The sequence below is a fragment of the Rhizobium mayense genome, from assembly GCF_030272705.1.
GTDB classification, from domain to species: Bacteria; Pseudomonadota; Alphaproteobacteria; order Rhizobiales; family Rhizobiaceae; genus Rhizobium; species Rhizobium mayense.
In genome coordinates this window covers 34,323-49,675 of the sequence record NZ_JARFYM010000002.1, presented here as the reverse complement: position 1 = coordinate 49,675, position 15,353 = coordinate 34,323, and the positions used below count along the sequence as shown (strand labels likewise).

At 59.8% G+C, this 15,353-nt stretch carries 17 protein-coding genes; 8 read left to right on the top strand and 9 right to left on the bottom strand.

Annotated features, from left to right (window positions below; genetic code table 11):
* Window positions 1-15 precede the first annotated feature (15 nt).
* A complete protein-coding gene (locus tag PY649_RS02885; protein ID WP_285867178.1) occupies window positions 16-1,188 on the top strand; it encodes a dihydrodipicolinate synthase family protein in 1,173 nt (390 codons plus the stop codon).
* A gap of 30 nt (window positions 1,189-1,218) precedes the next feature.
* Window positions 1,219-2,043, top strand: coding sequence for a sugar phosphate isomerase/epimerase family protein (locus PY649_RS02880; RefSeq protein ID WP_285866620.1), 825 nt, complete (start codon window positions 1,219-1,221; stop codon window positions 2,041-2,043).
* Between the two features lie 80 nt (window positions 2,044-2,123).
* On the opposite strand, the gene PY649_RS02875 is transcribed toward PY649_RS02880, so the two are convergent.
* Entirely contained in the window at window positions 2,124-3,230 is a 1,107-nt protein-coding gene (locus PY649_RS02875) for a branched-chain amino acid ABC transporter substrate-binding protein (protein ID WP_285866619.1), read from the bottom strand.
* A gap of 233 nt (window positions 3,231-3,463) precedes the next feature.
* Entirely contained in the window at window positions 3,464-4,390 is a 927-nt protein-coding gene (locus PY649_RS02870; RefSeq protein WP_285866618.1) for a cupin domain-containing protein, read from the bottom strand.
* Between the two features lie 124 nt (window positions 4,391-4,514).
* Here PY649_RS02870 and PY649_RS02865 point away from each other — a divergent pair, with 124 nt between their 5' ends.
* Entirely contained in the window at window positions 4,515-4,853 is a 339-nt protein-coding gene (locus PY649_RS02865; RefSeq protein ID WP_285866617.1) for a carboxymuconolactone decarboxylase family protein, read from the top strand.
* A gap of 89 nt (window positions 4,854-4,942) precedes the next feature.
* On the opposite strand, the gene PY649_RS02860 is transcribed toward PY649_RS02865, so the two are convergent.
* From PY649_RS02860 to PY649_RS02845, 4 genes are all read right to left on the bottom strand, one after another.
* Window positions 4,943-5,956 (bottom strand): HAMP domain-containing sensor histidine kinase, encoded by a 1,014-nt coding sequence (locus PY649_RS02860; RefSeq protein ID WP_285866616.1) that lies wholly within the window; start codon window positions 5,954-5,956, stop codon window positions 4,943-4,945.
* Window positions 5,956-6,672, bottom strand: coding sequence for a response regulator (locus PY649_RS02855; RefSeq protein ID WP_285866615.1), 717 nt, complete (start codon window positions 6,670-6,672; stop codon window positions 5,956-5,958). The genes PY649_RS02860 and PY649_RS02855 overlap by 1 nt, the downstream gene beginning before the upstream one ends.
* Window positions 6,673-6,680: 8 nt before the next feature.
* Window positions 6,681-8,213, bottom strand: coding sequence for a DUF4153 domain-containing protein (locus PY649_RS02850; RefSeq protein WP_285866614.1), 1,533 nt, complete (start codon window positions 8,211-8,213; stop codon window positions 6,681-6,683).
* A 346-nt stretch (window positions 8,214-8,559) separates the two neighbouring features.
* Window positions 8,560-8,934: a winged helix-turn-helix transcriptional regulator gene (locus PY649_RS02845; RefSeq protein ID WP_285866612.1), complete on the bottom strand. Its 375-nt coding sequence runs from the start codon at window positions 8,932-8,934 to the stop codon at window positions 8,560-8,562.
* An 87-nt stretch (window positions 8,935-9,021) separates the two neighbouring features.
* On the opposite strand from PY649_RS02845, the gene PY649_RS02840 reads away from it, so the two are divergent.
* Window positions 9,022-9,639, top strand: a complete 618-nt coding sequence (locus PY649_RS02840; protein WP_285866611.1) for an FMN-dependent NADH-azoreductase — start codon at window positions 9,022-9,024, stop codon at window positions 9,637-9,639.
* An 88-nt stretch (window positions 9,640-9,727) separates the two neighbouring features.
* The gene (locus tag PY649_RS02835) at window positions 9,728-10,450 is read left to right on the top strand and encodes an SDR family NAD(P)-dependent oxidoreductase (RefSeq protein ID WP_285866610.1); all 723 of its coding nucleotides are present in this window, start codon (window positions 9,728-9,730) and stop codon (window positions 10,448-10,450) included.
* A 28-nt stretch (window positions 10,451-10,478) separates the two neighbouring features.
* On the opposite strand, the gene PY649_RS02830 is transcribed toward PY649_RS02835, so the two are convergent.
* Entirely contained in the window at window positions 10,479-11,462 is a 984-nt protein-coding gene (locus PY649_RS02830; protein WP_285866609.1) for a pyridoxamine 5'-phosphate oxidase family protein, read from the bottom strand.
* Between the two features lie 54 nt (window positions 11,463-11,516).
* A complete protein-coding gene (locus tag PY649_RS02825) occupies window positions 11,517-12,134 on the bottom strand; it encodes a glutathione S-transferase family protein (RefSeq protein WP_285867177.1) in 618 nt (205 codons plus the stop codon).
* Window positions 12,135-12,256: 122 nt separating this feature from the next.
* Between PY649_RS02825 and PY649_RS02820 the strand changes: the two genes are divergently transcribed.
* Entirely contained in the window at window positions 12,257-13,153 is an 897-nt protein-coding gene (locus PY649_RS02820; RefSeq protein WP_285866608.1) for a LysR family transcriptional regulator, read from the top strand.
* Between the two features lie 24 nt (window positions 13,154-13,177).
* Here the strand turns inward: PY649_RS02820 and PY649_RS02815 are convergent, their stop codons facing one another.
* Window positions 13,178-14,104, bottom strand: a complete 927-nt coding sequence (locus PY649_RS02815; RefSeq protein WP_285866606.1) for a LysR family transcriptional regulator — start codon at window positions 14,102-14,104, stop codon at window positions 13,178-13,180.
* Between the two features lie 215 nt (window positions 14,105-14,319).
* On the opposite strand from PY649_RS02815, the gene PY649_RS02810 reads away from it, so the two are divergent.
* Entirely contained in the window at window positions 14,320-15,030 is a 711-nt protein-coding gene (locus PY649_RS02810) for an SDR family NAD(P)-dependent oxidoreductase (protein WP_285866605.1), read from the top strand.
* 60 nt (window positions 15,031-15,090) lie between these two features.
* On the top strand, window positions 15,091-15,330 hold the full coding sequence (locus PY649_RS02805; RefSeq protein ID WP_285866603.1) for a tautomerase family protein: 240 nt from the start codon (window positions 15,091-15,093) through the stop codon (window positions 15,328-15,330).
* The last annotated feature ends 23 nt before the right edge of the window (window positions 15,331-15,353 follow it).

Sequence of the window (15,353 nt, the reverse complement as noted above, 5' to 3'; positions counted from 1 at the left end):
AGGTTTAAGAGCATGATGAAGACCCTTCGTTTGCCCGCGGCTGGCGGCAAGCTTGCCGAATTCACCGTCGCCAACACGCCGCTTAGCCCTCCGGAACGTCCGACCGGCGGCCATCGCTTCAATCGCGTCGCCTATGCCGCCGCCCACGTGGTCGTCGATCCCCTGGCCGACAACGATCCTTGGCTCGATCGCAACATCGATTGGGAGCGGACCATCGCTTTCCGCGAATATCTCTGGGATCTCGGCTTTGGCGTGGCCGAGGCCATGGACACGGCGCAGCGCGGCATGGGCCTCGACTGGGCCGGCGCCAGGGAGCTGATCACGCACGCACAATCGGCCGCCCGTAATCGCTCGGACTCGCTGATCGCCTACGGCGCCGGCACCGATCATCTCGCACCTGGTCCCGATGTTACCATCGATGACGTCATCCGCGCCTATGAGGAGCAGGTCGCCTTTGTCGAAGGCCAGGGTGGGCGCATCATCCTGATGGCGAGCCGCGCGCTTGCAGCGGCAGCCAAGGGGCCGGACGATTATGTCCGCGTCTACAATCGCATCCTCGAGCAGGTCCAACAGCCGGTAATCATTCACTGGCTCGGCTCGATGTTCGATCCGGCGCTGGCCGGCTATTGGGGTTCGTCCGACGACATGCGCGCCATGGACACGGCCGTCGCGATCATCAACGACAACGCCGCCAAGGTCGATGGCGTCAAGATCTCGCTGCTGTCGGCGGAAAAGGAGATCGTCATGCGCCGTCGCCTCGATCCGGCGGTGAAAATGTATACCGGCGACGATTTCAACTATGCCGAATTGATCGCCGGGGACAGCCATGGCTATTCGCATGCGCTGCTCGGTATTTTCGATGCGATCGCGCCGGCAGCGAGCGCGGCTCTTTCGAAGCTTGCCGAGAACAATCTCGACGCCTTCCATCAGATGCTGGCGCCGACCGTTCCGCTGTCCCGCCATATCTTCAAGGCGCCGACGCGCTTCTATAAAACCGGCGTGGTTTTCCTCGCCTATCTCAACGGCTTCCAGGATCACTTCCAAATGTTGGGCGGTCAGCAGAGCACGCGCTCTATCGTGCACTTGTCGGAGCTGTTCCGTCTGGCTGACACTGCGCGTGTCTTGAGGGATCCCGACCTCGCCGTGCAACGGATGACGACGATCCTTGCCACGGTCGGTGTCGCCTAATCGGAAACAGGATCTGGGAGGATCATCAGAATGGCTTTATCCGGCCTTTCCATCAATCTTGCGACCGTGCGCCAGCAATATGACATGCGCCAGGCGGTCGAGGCCTGCCTGAAGCAGGATATCGCCGCGATCGCCCCCTGGCGCGATCAGGTGCATGCGATCGGCTTGGCCGAAGCTGCAAGGATTGTGGCGGACAACCGGCTGAAGGTCACCGGCCTTTGCCGCGGCGGCATGTTCCCGGCGGCCGACGCCGAAGGCCTGAAGGCCGCGATTGATGACAACAGGCGGGCGATTGACGAAGCGGCGGCGCTGAATGCCGATTGCCTCGTCCTCGTTGTCGGCGGTCTGCCCAAGGGTTCGAAGGATATCGTTCACGCTCGTGAAATGGTGGCGGACGGCATTGCTGCGATCCTGCCGCATGCTCGCAGCGCTGGTATTCCGCTGGCGATCGAGCCGCTGCATCCGATGTATGCCGCCGACCGCGCCTGCGTGAATACTCTCGAACAGGCGCTCGATATTTGCGACCTGCTGGGCGAGGGCGTCGGCGTCGCCGTCGATGTCTACCACGTCTGGTGGGACCCGAAGCTTTACGAACAAATCACTCGTGCCGGCGCCAAGGGCCAGATCCTGGCGCACCATATCTGCGATTGGCTGGTACCGACGAAGGATCTGCTGCTAGATCGTGGCATGATGGGCGACGGCGTCATCGACCTGAAGCGCATTCGCGCCGCTGTCGAGAAGGCCGGCTTTTCCGGTCCGCAGGAAGTTGAAATCTTTTCGGAGGCGAATTGGTGGAAAAGGCCGGGTGAGGAGGTCCTTTCAACCTGCATCGAACGCTTCCGCACTGTTTGTTGAAGGGCGCAACGCGAGCCTGATCAGGCAGGCATAAAAATGCCGGGCCACGAATGGCCCGGCAAAGACTTGAGCCAAGCGGCTTATTCGACCGGGACGATCTTGCCGGCATCCCACTTGTAGAGCGAGAAGCTCTGCGAGGTGAGGTCGCCAGTTTCGCCATAGGTGACCTTGCCGATGGCAGTCTGGATCGGTTCGCCACTCTTCAGCGCGGTTGCGACGGCTTGCGCGTCGTCGGCGCTGCCAACCTTTTCAATGCCGGCCTTCAGCACCTGCACTGCAGCAAAGGCATTCAGAGTAAACGCTTCGGCCGGGATGTTGCGCTCCTTCAGCGCCGCGGCGGCGGTCTGGGAATCGGGGTTCTTCAGTGCGTCAGAGGCGTTGGTGAAGATCGTGCCTTGGGCGGCTTCGTTGGCGATTGCCCAAAATTCTGTGTTCGACAGGCCATCGCCGCCGATAATCTGCGCTTTGACCGAGATGTCATGCAACTGACGAGCGAGGAGGCCACCCTCGGGATGATAACCGCCAAAATAGATGAGATCGATGCCGGCTGCCTTGAGCTTCGACGTCAGAGCGCTGTAGTCCTTTTCGCCGGGGGTCAGGGAATCGTTGATCACTTCGGTCACGCCGCCAGCATTCAGCGTCGCCTTGAAGGCATCCGCCAGGCCTTTGCCGTAGGCGGCCTTGTCGTTGAGGATGGCGATCTTCTTGTCCTTGAAGTTCTTCAGGACGAATTTCGCTGCAACGTCGGCCTGCTGGTCGTCACGGCCGCACGTGCGAAGAATATTGGTGAGGCCGCGCTTGGTCAGATCCGGCGCAGTCGCGGTCGGCGTTACCATGAGGATGCCGTTTTCAGCGAGCGCGTCGGAGACCGGAATGGCGACACCCGAGGTTACCGGACCCACGACGAAACGAATGCCCTGACCAACGAAATCGTTGGCGACGGAGACGCCTTGCTTCGGATCGCCGGCATCGTCTCCAAGCTTCAGCACGACCTTCTGACCGAGGATGCCGCCGGCCTTGTTGATCTCGTCAACGGCGGTCTGTGCGCCATTCTTGACCTGGTCGCCGTAGGCGGCGACGGGGCCGGTAAGCGGCGCGATCAGACCAATCACGATATCTGCATGGGCGAGCGGCGCGAAGGCCAGCGAGGCGACAAACGTCGCGGCCGTCAATGTCTTCAGACTCATTTTCGTTCTCCTTGGATGGGCGCGGCAGCGCCCTTTTAACCTGCCGCAATGGCCTGTCATGACGCGCGAACTGCCGTAAGGCGCCTGAAAACGGAGACAGGAGATGACATCGAGGCCGATGATCGCTTTCGGACATTTTTGACCTCAAAAGCGTTCATAAGGGCAGTTTCTGTAGAAATATTACTGCGATTCCGCAAGAAAATAACTGTGGTGAGGACAATTTTAACGATTTTTCAGAAGCCGCGATCGAGGGAGCGGCGCCGGAATTTGGCGGGCGTGAGGCCGTTCTGGGATTTGAAGGCCTTGCCGAATGCGGCTTCGGATTCATAGCCAACTTCCGCGGCTATATCGGCGATGCCGCGCCTTGTTCCCCGCAATAGATCGCTTGCAACCGACATCCTCAGCGCCGTGAGGAAATCGCCGACCGTCATTCCAGCACGGGCCATGAATTGCCGTGCGTAGGTTGCACGCGACATTGCCGAGAGGTTAGCGAGCCCTTCGATGGTCCAGTGGTTCCCCGGCGCTGCCATTGCGGCTCTGACCGATTTGCCCAGGCGCGGATCAGCAAGCAGGGCAAGAAGACCCGGGGTACGGTCCGGCGCAGTGTCGCGTGTCCGCAGCGCCAGGATGAGCAGGGCGAGACACATGCCGGTGACAATCACCAGTGCTCCTGGCTGCTGAAGTGCCGTTTCCTGACGCAAAAGGTCGACGAAAGTTTTGAGCATGTCGCTGTTTTGAAGGCTCGCCAGGGACGCGTGGAACGGATCCGGCAGGGAGTCGAGCAGCAAGGCAGACGATCCCGGCGCGCATGTGAAGTGACCGCAGAGCAGGTCGACATCGGCGGCCAAGCCGTTTTGCCGCAACGGCATTATGCCGTCGTGCGATAGCGTGAGTGGTGCGGCTGGTTCGCTGGCGTCGCCAAGATTTCTGAGGATATGCGCGCTGCCGCGTGGAAAGAGCAGGAAATCACCGGCTCGCAGCACGATTTGTTGTGCGGAGCGCAGCCTGATGGTGCAGCTTCCATCGAGGACGAGATGAAAGGGAAGCACACCCTCCTGTGCCGGCTCATGATCGATACGAAACACGCCCTCCAGCCGGCAGCGAATATCGAGTGTCGGCTGCAGATGCGAGAGTTCGACAAGGCGGCTCAATGTATCCATGAAATGAGACGATCGCGCTAGGGGATGAGCGTTTGGAATATACAACGTATCACCGATTGGAGGCATAGTCTTTTCCGACAGCCGAGGCAATCACGCCGCCGCTGGGATCGCGAAGGAGATCGTCATGTTGAACTGGAAGGAATATCGCTCGCAGTTGCTCGGTCGCATCGGCGAGATCGCCAAGGTCGTGCCGGAAACGGTCAGGGGTTACCAGACGCTATCGGCGGCCGGCCAGAAGACCAATTATCTCGACGCCAAGCAGCGCGAACTGATCGCCCTTGCCGTCGCTGTCACGCTGCGCTGCGACGGCTGTATCGTCGTCCACACCACCGAAGCAAAGAAGCATGGGGCTACCAAGGAAGAGATCGCCGAAGCCCTCGGCGTCGCCATCTCCGTCAACGCAGGCGCCGCCTTGGTCTATTCGGCCCGCGTCATGGATGCCGCCGAGGCCGTTGCCAGCTAACGCCTCACGGAACATCCACCAATACAGAGAGGCTCAATCGCAAAGCGAGCCTCAACATCCACGCAGAAGGAGATTGAAGCGCCCGGCTGTTAGAGCGCGATGGGCACCGTGATTTCGAAGGCGGTGCCAGCGCGGCTGCCCTCCATTAACCTGATCGAACCGCCGTGCGATTGCAGCATCGCGCGGGTGATATCGAGTCCCATTCCTGTTCCGCCGACGTCCCGTCGCGTGGAAAAGAACGGTTTGAAGATCAGCTCTTTGTTGCCTTCGGAAATGCCGGAACCGTCGTCGGCGACGACGACGATCATCCTGTGCCCATCCTTCGATGCGGTAATCCATAGATGCCTCGCGCCATGCTGGGCGGCATTGTCGGCCAAGTGGCCGAGAATGATCGTGCCCGCCTCAAGGGAAAGTGCGAACCTCGTTTCCGTGTCGCCTTCAGCGGTTGCGACCAGCGTTAAAAAACGATGCTGCAACTCGTCGACGATGTTAGCTAGACAAGTCTCTCCGGCGGTCATCGGTAGCTCGGCATAGGCAAGCTCACGCAGCCTGTTCAACAATACGTCCAGCCTGTCGGCATCGGCGACGATGTTGTCGAGAAAATGTCGTCGCTCTTCCGGTGTGATGGGCTTGTCGGCATCATCGTCGCGCAGCAATTCCGCCGCACCCTTGATGGCCGTCAAGGGCGACTTCAGCTCATGCGAGACATGCGCTGCAAAAGACCGCATATATTCCGTGCGATCGACGAGCCGCGTGGCAAGGTCGAGGAAGCTTTGCGAAAGCGTTGCGATTTCGCGCGTGCCGTAGGTTTTGAGTGGCTGAATGGCTGCGTGCCCACCCCTGCCGATCTCTTCGGTTCGGGCGATTAGGGCGTCGATTGGTCCGGTCACTGTACGTGTCAGTATATAGGCGACCGCAAGCGTAATTCCGAAGGCGACGGCGAGGGCGGCAAATTCTACCGGCCCCATCTGGCTCGTCGTTCCGTTGAGCGCGCGAAACCAGATAACGATCGCTGTTGGCAGAGCGAGTACAGCAATCAGCACTGAAAACACGATCAGACCGAGTGTCGGCCGCCATTTCCGTCGGACCCTGGGGCCACTCATCAAACGCGCTCGTTGGCATTGGGATTGAAGAGACCGGCATTGAACCTGAAGCCAACGCCATGAACGGTCGCGACGACGCCATCGCAACCGGCAGTCGCGAACTTAGCGCGAATGTTGCGAATATGGCTGTCGATGGTGCGATCGGCCACATAGATGCCGGTGCCGTAGGCTGCTGTCATCAACTGCTCGCGACTGAACACCATGTTCGGCCTCCCCAGCAATGCAGCGAGAATCGAGAATTCCAGTCCGGTGAGCCCGACCTCGTTGCCATGAATCGTGACGACGTGACCGTCGCGATCAAGCCGTATCGGACCATGCGACAGAACGGGTAGTTCCGTCTTCGATGCGCTTGTATCCATGCGCTTCAGGATTGCTTTCACGCGTGCCACCAGTTCGCGCGGGCTGAACGGCTTGGTCACATAGTCGTCGCCACCAATTTCCAATCCAATAATCCTGTCGATCTCCTCGTCGCGGGCGGAGAGGAACAGGATGGGCAGCCCGGAGGTTCGCCGAATCTGCCGACAGACCTCCAGTCCATCCATCTCCGGCATGCCGACATCGAGAATGATAAGGTCGATATCGCCACGGCGAAATGCCATCATCGCTTCAGTGCCGTTGCGGGCCGTGCTGATTGTCATGCCAGCACGCTCCAGGGCAAAGCTGATCACGTCCCGAATGTGGGGTTCGTCATCGACGATGAGAATACGTTGTGGCATTGCTCGTCCTATTGGAGGTGATCGCTGTCGCTGTTCCCCATGGGCGGTATAGCGGCGCGATGGTGTTCGGCAATATAGATGTCAATCCGGTTGTCTCGATAGTTCCAGCTTCGCCAAGTGCGTGACCTGTTTTCAAACTCATAGGCCATCCAAAAGCGCAAATCCATGGCGCGCAGTTTGTCGGTTTCCTGTCCTTTCTTGAGCGAGCGGATGTAAAGATCAATTGCGGGAATTGCCGTCGGACCGAGGTCCTTCAGGTAAGGGAGATCGAGCGGCATACCTTCGCCGGTCAATTCAAGGCTGTGCTCCACGTTAAAGCGGGCGATGACTGCGGAAAAGTCGACAAATGCCGAGGTGTAAAGCACGAGCATTAACGTCGCGAGGTTCATGCTGATCAACCAGGCGTTGGTGCGATGCAGCAGAATGCGGAGCAGGATTAAACCCAAGCCGACCGCGACTAGAATCATCCAGATGCCCGCCGCCACCCGAAGCTCGGTCAGCGCATAAACATCGACGTAGAGATCGAGCCGGAAGATGGAGGAGACACAGAGCAGAATGTTCTGAATGATCCAGAGATAAACCAGATTGCGGATCAGCGGACTTTGCTCGCCCGGCCCGTTGCGGCGCATCGCCCAGAGTACGAAGACGGCGGCAAGCAGCGCGGTCAGGATCAGCGGATAGGCACCGCGATGAGCATAGTCCGCATGGCTCATACCATCCGGCAGGGTCGCGCCACCCCAGAGATAGGCGAGGTCTAGCAATGTCTGCACGGCAAAGAGCGCATTGAAGATCAATAGGGAACGCAAGATCGACGCATGGCCGAAAAGGATGCTCTCTCGCGCCGCTTCGGTAATTTCTGCCACGGCAATTGTCCGTTTGCGCCGGCGTTTGAGACGCGGCAACAGTAACGGCCAGACGAACGCTGCGACGGCCAACCAAAAGAGCGCGCGCGGCAGGTTGAATAGATTGAGAACGGCCGCCAGATCGATCTTATCCAGCACCGCCTCGATCACCGGATTGGCTGAACGAAATAGCGCAAGAAAGATCGCCGCGGAAATTACCGGGATGATCCAGACGATGGCGCCATGCGACAGCCGCTCCAGAATACGCTGTTCAGTGCCGCGGATGGAGAGTCGGAAAACATCGATCAGGAGCCGAGAGGGTGCAATGACCGCAAAGCGAAGAAATATTGCCGGCCATCGTGTTGGCTGCGGCGGCAATATTCCTGAGCCCGAAAGGCTCAGGACGACGAGGCCGAAAAGGGCAAATAGCATGCCTGGCGCGGTGGGCGCTTCCACCAGGGGCATCGCGGCTGCCACACTGGCGCCGAGCCCAGCGAAAATGGCGTGAAACAGAAAGCGCCTTGCCATCAGCACTATGCCGACTGCAATGACGAGAACGCAGTAAAATAAGTTGATGCCTGGTGTCTGATCATAGATCAGAAAATCCGCCGATATGATCGTTGCCAGCAGCACGAATGCCGTCCGGCCGCCGCGACGCCGCCTATGGTCTGAAGGCATCGCCTCTGTAATTTCGGTCAATTATATTCTCCTTTGCCACCCTCAATGATCTTGAATGCACGGCCGGCATTCGGACGCACCAATGTCGGGGGCAAGGCCGGACTATCCTCCTCCAGCCACCAGCCATCCCTGAGGAGGCGGTTCGGAACTTGGATCAATCTGCTTGGCGTCGGGGTGTCGGTGTTGTGCATGCGGACAAGATGCCGATGCCAATTGCAGATTTTGTGCAGAGGCGGAGGAGTAATTCAGGAGAATGGCAGGGCAAGCTACCGGAAGCCGGTACGGATCAGCAGATCAGTGTTTCATGCTCGCCAACAGGTGCAGTCGGCGTTCGGGACGGTCATTGATCGAGACAAAAGACGCGCTCTCAACTAGCGTCGTATCGGACACGTGCTTCCTGGATTACGTGCTGATTAGCGTCCGCCCAGGTCACCAAGGCCATAACTGGAGCTAGCAGTGTCCGCCCCGTCTCTGTCAGATCATAGTCCACGCGTGGCGGAATTGTGGGAAACAATGTTCGCGTCACCAACCCGTCGCGTTCCAGTCCACGGAGCGTCAGTGTCAGCATTCTCTGCGAAATTCCGTCGATCCGCCGTCGCAATTCATTGAAGCGGACGGGTCCGTCCTTCAGCGTTGCAATGATATAGAGGCTCCATTTATCGCCCACTCGATCAAGGATATCCCGCACCATCCGACAGTCGTCGATGTGGGGGATAGGAAAATCGATGTCACTGAGTGCCATGAATGTGCCTTCTTGCGGAGAGTGATATAGTCACATTAATAGTGTTGGTCACAATTAATTACCACTTCGTTCTCCTCAGGAGCAAGCATGACCAACATTCTCGTCGTTACCTCGAGCCTGCGCGGCGCTGAAGGACTCTCCACCCGTTTCGCGACTGAGATCGCGGAAGGCCTGAAGGCCCGCTCGGGCGGGATGCTGACCACACGCGACCTCTCGACAACGCCGCTACCGCATATCACTCCGGCCTACACTGAAGGCCGCATGGTCCCTTTGGATATCCGAACGCCGGAGGAGCAGCAGGCCGTTGCGCTTGCGGAGACACTGGTCCAGGAGATCCGGGCCGCGGATGTGATCGTCATTGGCTCGGGCATGATCAATTTCAGCTTGTCTTCCCAGCTCAAGGCCTGGATCGATCATATCGTCTGGCCGGGCGTCACCTTCGCCTATGGCGAAGCCGGCGCGAATGGATTGCTGACTGGCAAGAAAACCTATCTTGTGACGGCCAGCGGTGGCGTCTTCTCGGAAGGAGCCTACGCGCCGCTAGACTTCCAAACCAACTATCTCGTCCGCTTGCTCGGCTTTATCGGCCTGACCGACGTCGAAACTTTCCGCATCGAAGGAACTGCATACGGTCCCGACGCGGCAAATGCCGCCATTGCCGCAGCTGAGGCGCAGATCCGCTCCGCGATTGAACGCGCCGCCTGATTGTTCACAACTATTCCCCTGCGGCAAGAGCTAGCGGCTGGACGCGATAGCTCTTGCCCGTCAACACACCGATCTTAGGAGTAAATCCATGACCGACAAAAAAACGATCGCCATCTTCGGTGCCGGCACCGGGCTCGGCGCCTCGCTTGCCCAGCGCTTTGGACGCGAAAACTATCGAGTTGCGCTCGTGGCCCGTCGCGCCGCGCCGCTTGAAGAGCGGGTGGCCGAACTTGCCCACGACGGTATCGAGGCGGCAGCGTTTCCGGCCGATCTTACCAATCTCGATGGTATTCCCGGACTTGTGCGCTCCATCGAGGAACGGTTTGGCTCGATCGACGTCGCCATCTACCAGCCGGTCGGACATGTCGGCTTCGTGCCGGCGGCGGAGCTTGATGCATCGAAACTTCAATCGATGGCAGGCATTTTCGCATTCTCGCCGATCGAGGTGTCGCACGCGGCGCTGCCCGGCATGCTGGCGCGCGGCGACGGTGCAATTATTATCGTCGGTGGGCTAACGGCTGTGGTCCCGATGCCTGGTCTGAGCGGCGTCGGCCCGATGATGGCGGCCGCGCGCAACTATATTTTCACGCTCAACGCCGAGGTGGCGTCCAAGGGTGTCTTCGCTGGCACGGTCAACATCGGCGCCGTCATCGATCATTCGGCGGGTCTTCGCGCCATGACGTCCGGCGGCGTGATGCTCGACCCGAGGTATCCGGTGCTCGACCCCAACGATATCGCCGAGGAGGTGTGGAGCCTGGTCACCGAGCGTGACTGGGTCGAGGCGATTGTCCCGCCGCTACCCGGCGCGTGAGGGATGGCGCTGTATTGCAAATCGACTTCTACGCGGAGATGACTCGCCCCTGGTCTTCCCAGCGACCAGTCCTCAGCAAGCTGGGCGACCAACCATCCTGGCGAAATTGCCAGCGCAGCGGCAAGGCTCCCGGACGGCGGACGATCTGCCGAGGCGTGAAACGCCACAGCCGCTCCGCACCCTGAAAGGCGGCGATCTCCGGCGACTCCAGGATAACCTGTGCGTCGCCGGTCAGTTGCAGTAGCTCGCCGCTGTCGAAATCGGCAAAGACCAGCCCCGCCTTCGTGTTGACGAGGAAATTGCCGAGCGTGTTGAAGAAGAGATTGCCGGCAAAATCCGGAATCGTCAGCACGCCGTCGCTGCCGATGCGCACAAAGCCGGGCTTGCCGCCACGATGCGACACATCTACCTGCCGCTGCCCATTCTCTCGGTCGGCATAGGAGGCGACGAAGAAAGTATCGGCACTCGTGATTATGTCTTTTGCCCTGCTGTCGAGTTCTGTGAGGTGTAGCGCCTCGTGATCCGTCCTTTCGGACGGATCACCGATGAATTCGAAATCCCGTAGTTGGATATATTGCGGACAATTTCCGTAGGACTGGCCGACCGTGACATCGAAGCCGTCATTCCCTTGCCGGCGGATCGTGCCGTTCAAACGGTTGCGGCGGCGGGTATGAAGCTCGATACCGAGCATGCCGATAGCATCGCCGTCGTTCATGCCCGCGTCGGTGGGATCGGCCGGATCGCGGCCGAGATCGACACTGAGCGTGTGGATATCGGGGCTATGCAAGAAACCGGGATGGGCGGCGCGCAGCGTTGCCCAAGCATCGCCTGCTGCATCGACCGCGCCCAGCACGATAAAACGCAGTTGCCGATAGAAGTCGCGGTGCTGCTCGATCAGATAATTGCGCAACACGCGCTCGCCCACTTCGCTCATCCGCTCCGCCACCCCGGCCTTTTTCTGCAGAGCGACTTCGCCAGCATGCCAGGGCGAGGCATTTTCGGTTCTGTTCATGGTCAACATGATCCGGCCTTTCGAGGAAGGGAAGTGTTGGTTCCAGGAGAAATGTCAGGCAACGTCAGCGATGCCGATTGGCGTCTTTTGGAAGGCGTAAAAACCCGGAAGAGCTTCGACGCGGGCAAGCCAGGCGCTAACCTTGCGATATTGGAAACGGTCGACATTGCCCTCAGGCGAGCGGGCAATGTAGCTATAAAGCGCCACATCAGCGATCGTCGGATGGTCGGCGGCAATCCATTGGCGCGTTGCGAGCTCGCTGTCGATCAGCTTCAAGATGACATGGGCGCGGGTGATCACCTCATCCGCGTTGAATTTGGCGCCGAAGATGGTGACGAGGCGTGCGGCGCAGGGACCATAGGCGATTTCGCCGGATGCGACCGAAAGCCATCGCTGTACGGCCGCAGTACCCACGGCATCGTCCGGCAACCAGCTCTTCTCCGCGTATTTCTTGGCAAGATAGACCAGGATCGCCGTAGAGTCGGCGATAATGGTGCCATTGTCGTCCAGCACCGGAACCTGACCGAACGGATTGAGTGCCAGGAACGCCGGCGTCTTGTGCTCGGCCTTGGGTAGGTCGACTTCGACGATATCGACGTCGATGCCGATCAGAGACGCGAACAGACGGGCGCGGTGGGAGTGACCGGACATAGGGTGGACATAGAGCTTCATCATTTTGGTCTCCGGATGAGCGGTTATCCCCTCCAAAAATGATTGTTTCTCAGGAAAACAGAAGTGCGATAATGAACAAGAAACTATTCCGATGCGTGGAATAATCGACGGGAGAGGTCGGTTTGGATAAGCTGCAATGCATGAAGGTGCTGGTGAAGGTGGCCGAGACCGGCAGTTTCGCCGATGCGGCGCGACAATTGCACATGAGCCCGCCGGCCGTCACCCGCGCCGTGGCTTTTTTGGAGGAGGTCACCGGTGCGCGCTTGTTTTTGCGCTCGACGCGTTCGGTGAAACTGACCGCGCAGGGCCACCACTATGTCGAGGACTGCAGCCGGGTCCTCGCCGACATCGATGAAGCCGAGGCGTCCGCCGGCGGCTCCTATGCGACGCCCTCCGGCGTGCTCACCATTACGGCGCCGGTGCTCTTCGGGCAATATTATGTCATGCCCATCGTCACAGAGTTCCTGGCGCTGCATCCGGCGGTCACCGGGCGCGTGCTGCTGTTCGATCGCATCGTTAATCTGGTGGAGGAGGGGATCGATGTCGCCGTCCGTATCGGCCACCTGCCGGATTCCAGCTACAACGCGACCAAGGTCGGCACTGTGCGCCGCGTCGTCTGCGGCGCGCCGTCGTATTTCGAACGCCATGGCGTGCCGCAGACGCCGGCCGATCTCGCAAGCCATACGATCATTGCGAACACAGGATCGTCGGCGCCGCTCGATTGGCGGTTCGGTCCCGAAGCCAAACTGTCTCCCACCCTTCATCCGCGCCTGTTCTGCAACACGGTCGACGCTTCGATCTCGGCGGCCTTGAGCGGCTGGGGCCTAGCTCGCCCACTCTCCTATCAGATCGCAAAGCCAGTTGCCGACGGCCGGTTGCGTATCATTCTGGAGGAGTTCGAGGAGGAACCACTGCCGATCCACGTGGTGCATCCCGAAGGCCGGCATGTCTCGGCAAAGACGCGCGCCTTTGTCGATTTCGCCGTGGGGCAGCTGCGAGCAGTGCCGGCGATCCGTTAGCGATTGGCCGATCCTCCGAACGCTTCAGCTTTCCTGGCACATCTTGCTAAAGCGGTTGAATGCGGTCCTCAGTTGCGGAACGGCCTCATCGACAAAGGCGCGGACTTTCGGAACGGAAAGACGGCCTTCGGGCACGACGATGTGAACCGGCAGCGGCGGTGCTTCATCCTTTGCCAGAATGACCGTCAATTCACCACGGCTGACTTTCTCGGCGATATGGTAGGAGAAAACACGGGTGACGCCGTGGCCGGCCGCGACCGACGCGATCACTGCGGCAATGCCGTTGACGACAAGCCGCGGCGAAAAATGCACGAGGCGTTGGGCGCCGTTCGGCGAGGTGGCTGGAAAGCTCCAGCTCGTTTCGCCGAATTGAGCAAGCGCCACGCATTGGTGATTGGCGAGATCGGCGGGCTCCGTTATCGGCGGATGGGCATCGAGGTAGGATGGTGCCGCGCAGATCACCCGGCGCACTTCGCCGATCCTGATGGCCACCATACTGGAGTCGGAGAGATGTGCGATCCGCAAGCCGACGTCGATACCTTCGTCCACGAGGCTGACGGGGCGGTCGAGCAGCAATAGTTTCGCCTTGACCTCTGGATTGCGGTCGAGAAACGCATCGAGGATCGGCTGCACGATCGTTGCGCCGGCGATAAGCGGCGCGGTTATGGTCAGCAAGCCGCGCGGCGCCTTCGTTTCCCCCGCTGCCAACAGATCTGCTTCCTCCATGTCGGACAATACGCGCCGGCAGGCGGCGGCATAGCGCTCGCCGGCCTCGCTCAGCCGAATTGCCCGGGTGGTCCGATGCAGAAGCTGGACACCGACATGGTGTTCCAAGGATGTGATGGCGCGTGTGACTGCGGCGGCCGAACGCCCGAGCTTACGGCCAGCGGCGGCCAGACTTCCTTCATCCAGCGCCGTAACAAACACCTTCATGGCCTCGATGCGATCCATATTCCTCCTCAATCTGCAATACTGACTTCCGATTGGCAATTATTCCGCCGATCTCTGCAATACATTATCTCATTTGCAAGCGAGGCGGGAGTGCTTCGCCGGCCCCTCAAGGGCAATCGCAACATCGAAAAGAAATTCAAGGCGTGCGGAGCAAACCGCCACGGCGCAGTTGCCTGCGCCCTGCCAGCGGGGCCGCCCACGAAGGAGAAAAGGTAATGAGTAACGAACAGAAGGTCGCAATCATCACTGGTGCATCGCAGGGCATCGGCGCCGCGCTTGTCACCGCCTATCGCAAGAACGGCTACGCCGTTGTCGCCAACTCCCGTTCGATCAAGCCATCCTCCGACCCTTCCGTCGTCGCTGTCGATGGCGATGTCGGTGACCGAGGCGTCGCCGAACGCATCGTCAAGGTGGCGCTGGAGCGGTTCGGCCGCATCGATACGCTGGTCAACAACGCCGGTATCTTCATTGCCAAGCCGTTTACCGAGTATACGGTCGAAGATTTCCGGAATGCCATTGCCGTCAATGTCGAGGGCTTCTTCCATATCTCGCAATTGGCCGCCGCTGAAATGCTGAAGCGCAACAGTGGTCACATCGTCCAGATCACCACCACGCTGGTCGATCAGCCGGTTGCCGGGGTCCCGGCCGCGCTTGCCTCATTGACCAAGGGCGGGCTCGACGCCGTCACACGGGGCCTCGCCATCGAATATGCCAAGAGCGGCATTCGCGTGAATGCGGTTGCACCCGGCGTCATCAAGACGCCGATGCATGCGCCGGAGACACATGAATTCCTGGCGGCCCTGCACCCGATCGGCCGCATGGGGGATATTGCCGACATCGTCGATGCCGTTCTTTATCTCGAACAGGCCGGCTTCGTCACCGGCGAGACCCTGCACGTAGATGGCGGCCAGCATGCCGGTCGCTAACAGACCGAATTCCAAAACGAGCGGCGCCCTAATGTCGCCGCTCCAACGAGGAGCTTAATCATGCCCTATGTAAACATCCAGGTAACCCGCGAAGGCACCGCACCGGGCGCCACCCAAACCACCGCCGAACAGAAGGCGGCCCTGATCAAGGGGGTCAGCGACCTTCTCTTTGACGTTCTCGGCAAGCCGCAGAACACCACTTTTGTTGTTATCAATGAGGTGGAGATGGATAGCTGGGGCTTCGGCGGTCTGCCGGTTGAGGAATATCGGCGGCAGCTTGCTGCGTCAGGCGGCAAATAGCGGCGCGGCAGTTGCGCTTTCTA

Bases quoted from the DNA above. Each gene is read 5' to 3' on its own strand.
- PY649_RS02885 (WP_285867178.1), top strand. From the start codon at position 16: ATGAAGACCCTTCGTTTGCCCGCGGCTGGCGGCAAGCTTGCCGAATTC.
- PY649_RS02880 (WP_285866620.1), top strand. From the start codon at position 1,219: ATGGCTTTATCCGGCCTTTCCATCAATCTTGCGACCGTGCGCCAGCAA.
- PY649_RS02875 (WP_285866619.1), bottom strand. From the start codon at position 3,230: ATGAGTCTGAAGACATTGACGGCCGCGACGTTTGTCGCCTCGCTGGCC.
- PY649_RS02870 (WP_285866618.1), bottom strand. From the start codon at position 4,390: ATGGATACATTGAGCCGCCTTGTCGAACTCTCGCATCTGCAGCCGACA.
- PY649_RS02865 (WP_285866617.1), top strand. From the start codon at position 4,515: ATGTTGAACTGGAAGGAATATCGCTCGCAGTTGCTCGGTCGCATCGGC.
- PY649_RS02860 (WP_285866616.1), bottom strand. From the start codon at position 5,956: ATGAGTGGCCCCAGGGTCCGACGGAAATGGCGGCCGACACTCGGTCTG.
- PY649_RS02855 (WP_285866615.1), bottom strand. From the start codon at position 6,672: ATGCCACAACGTATTCTCATCGTCGATGACGAACCCCACATTCGGGAC.
- PY649_RS02845 (WP_285866612.1), bottom strand. From the start codon at position 8,934: ATGGCACTCAGTGACATCGATTTTCCTATCCCCCACATCGACGACTGT.
- PY649_RS02840 (WP_285866611.1), top strand. From the start codon at position 9,022: ATGACCAACATTCTCGTCGTTACCTCGAGCCTGCGCGGCGCTGAAGGA.
- PY649_RS02835 (WP_285866610.1), top strand. From the start codon at position 9,728: ATGACCGACAAAAAAACGATCGCCATCTTCGGTGCCGGCACCGGGCTC.
- PY649_RS02830 (WP_285866609.1), bottom strand. From the start codon at position 11,462: ATGAACAGAACCGAAAATGCCTCGCCCTGGCATGCTGGCGAAGTCGCT.
- PY649_RS02825 (WP_285867177.1), bottom strand. From the start codon at position 12,134: ATGAAGCTCTATGTCCACCCTATGTCCGGTCACTCCCACCGCGCCCGT.
- PY649_RS02815 (WP_285866606.1), bottom strand. From the start codon at position 14,104: ATGGATCGCATCGAGGCCATGAAGGTGTTTGTTACGGCGCTGGATGAA.
- PY649_RS02810 (WP_285866605.1), top strand. From the start codon at position 14,320: ATGAGTAACGAACAGAAGGTCGCAATCATCACTGGTGCATCGCAGGGC.
- PY649_RS02805 (WP_285866603.1), top strand. From the start codon at position 15,091: ATGCCCTATGTAAACATCCAGGTAACCCGCGAAGGCACCGCACCGGGC.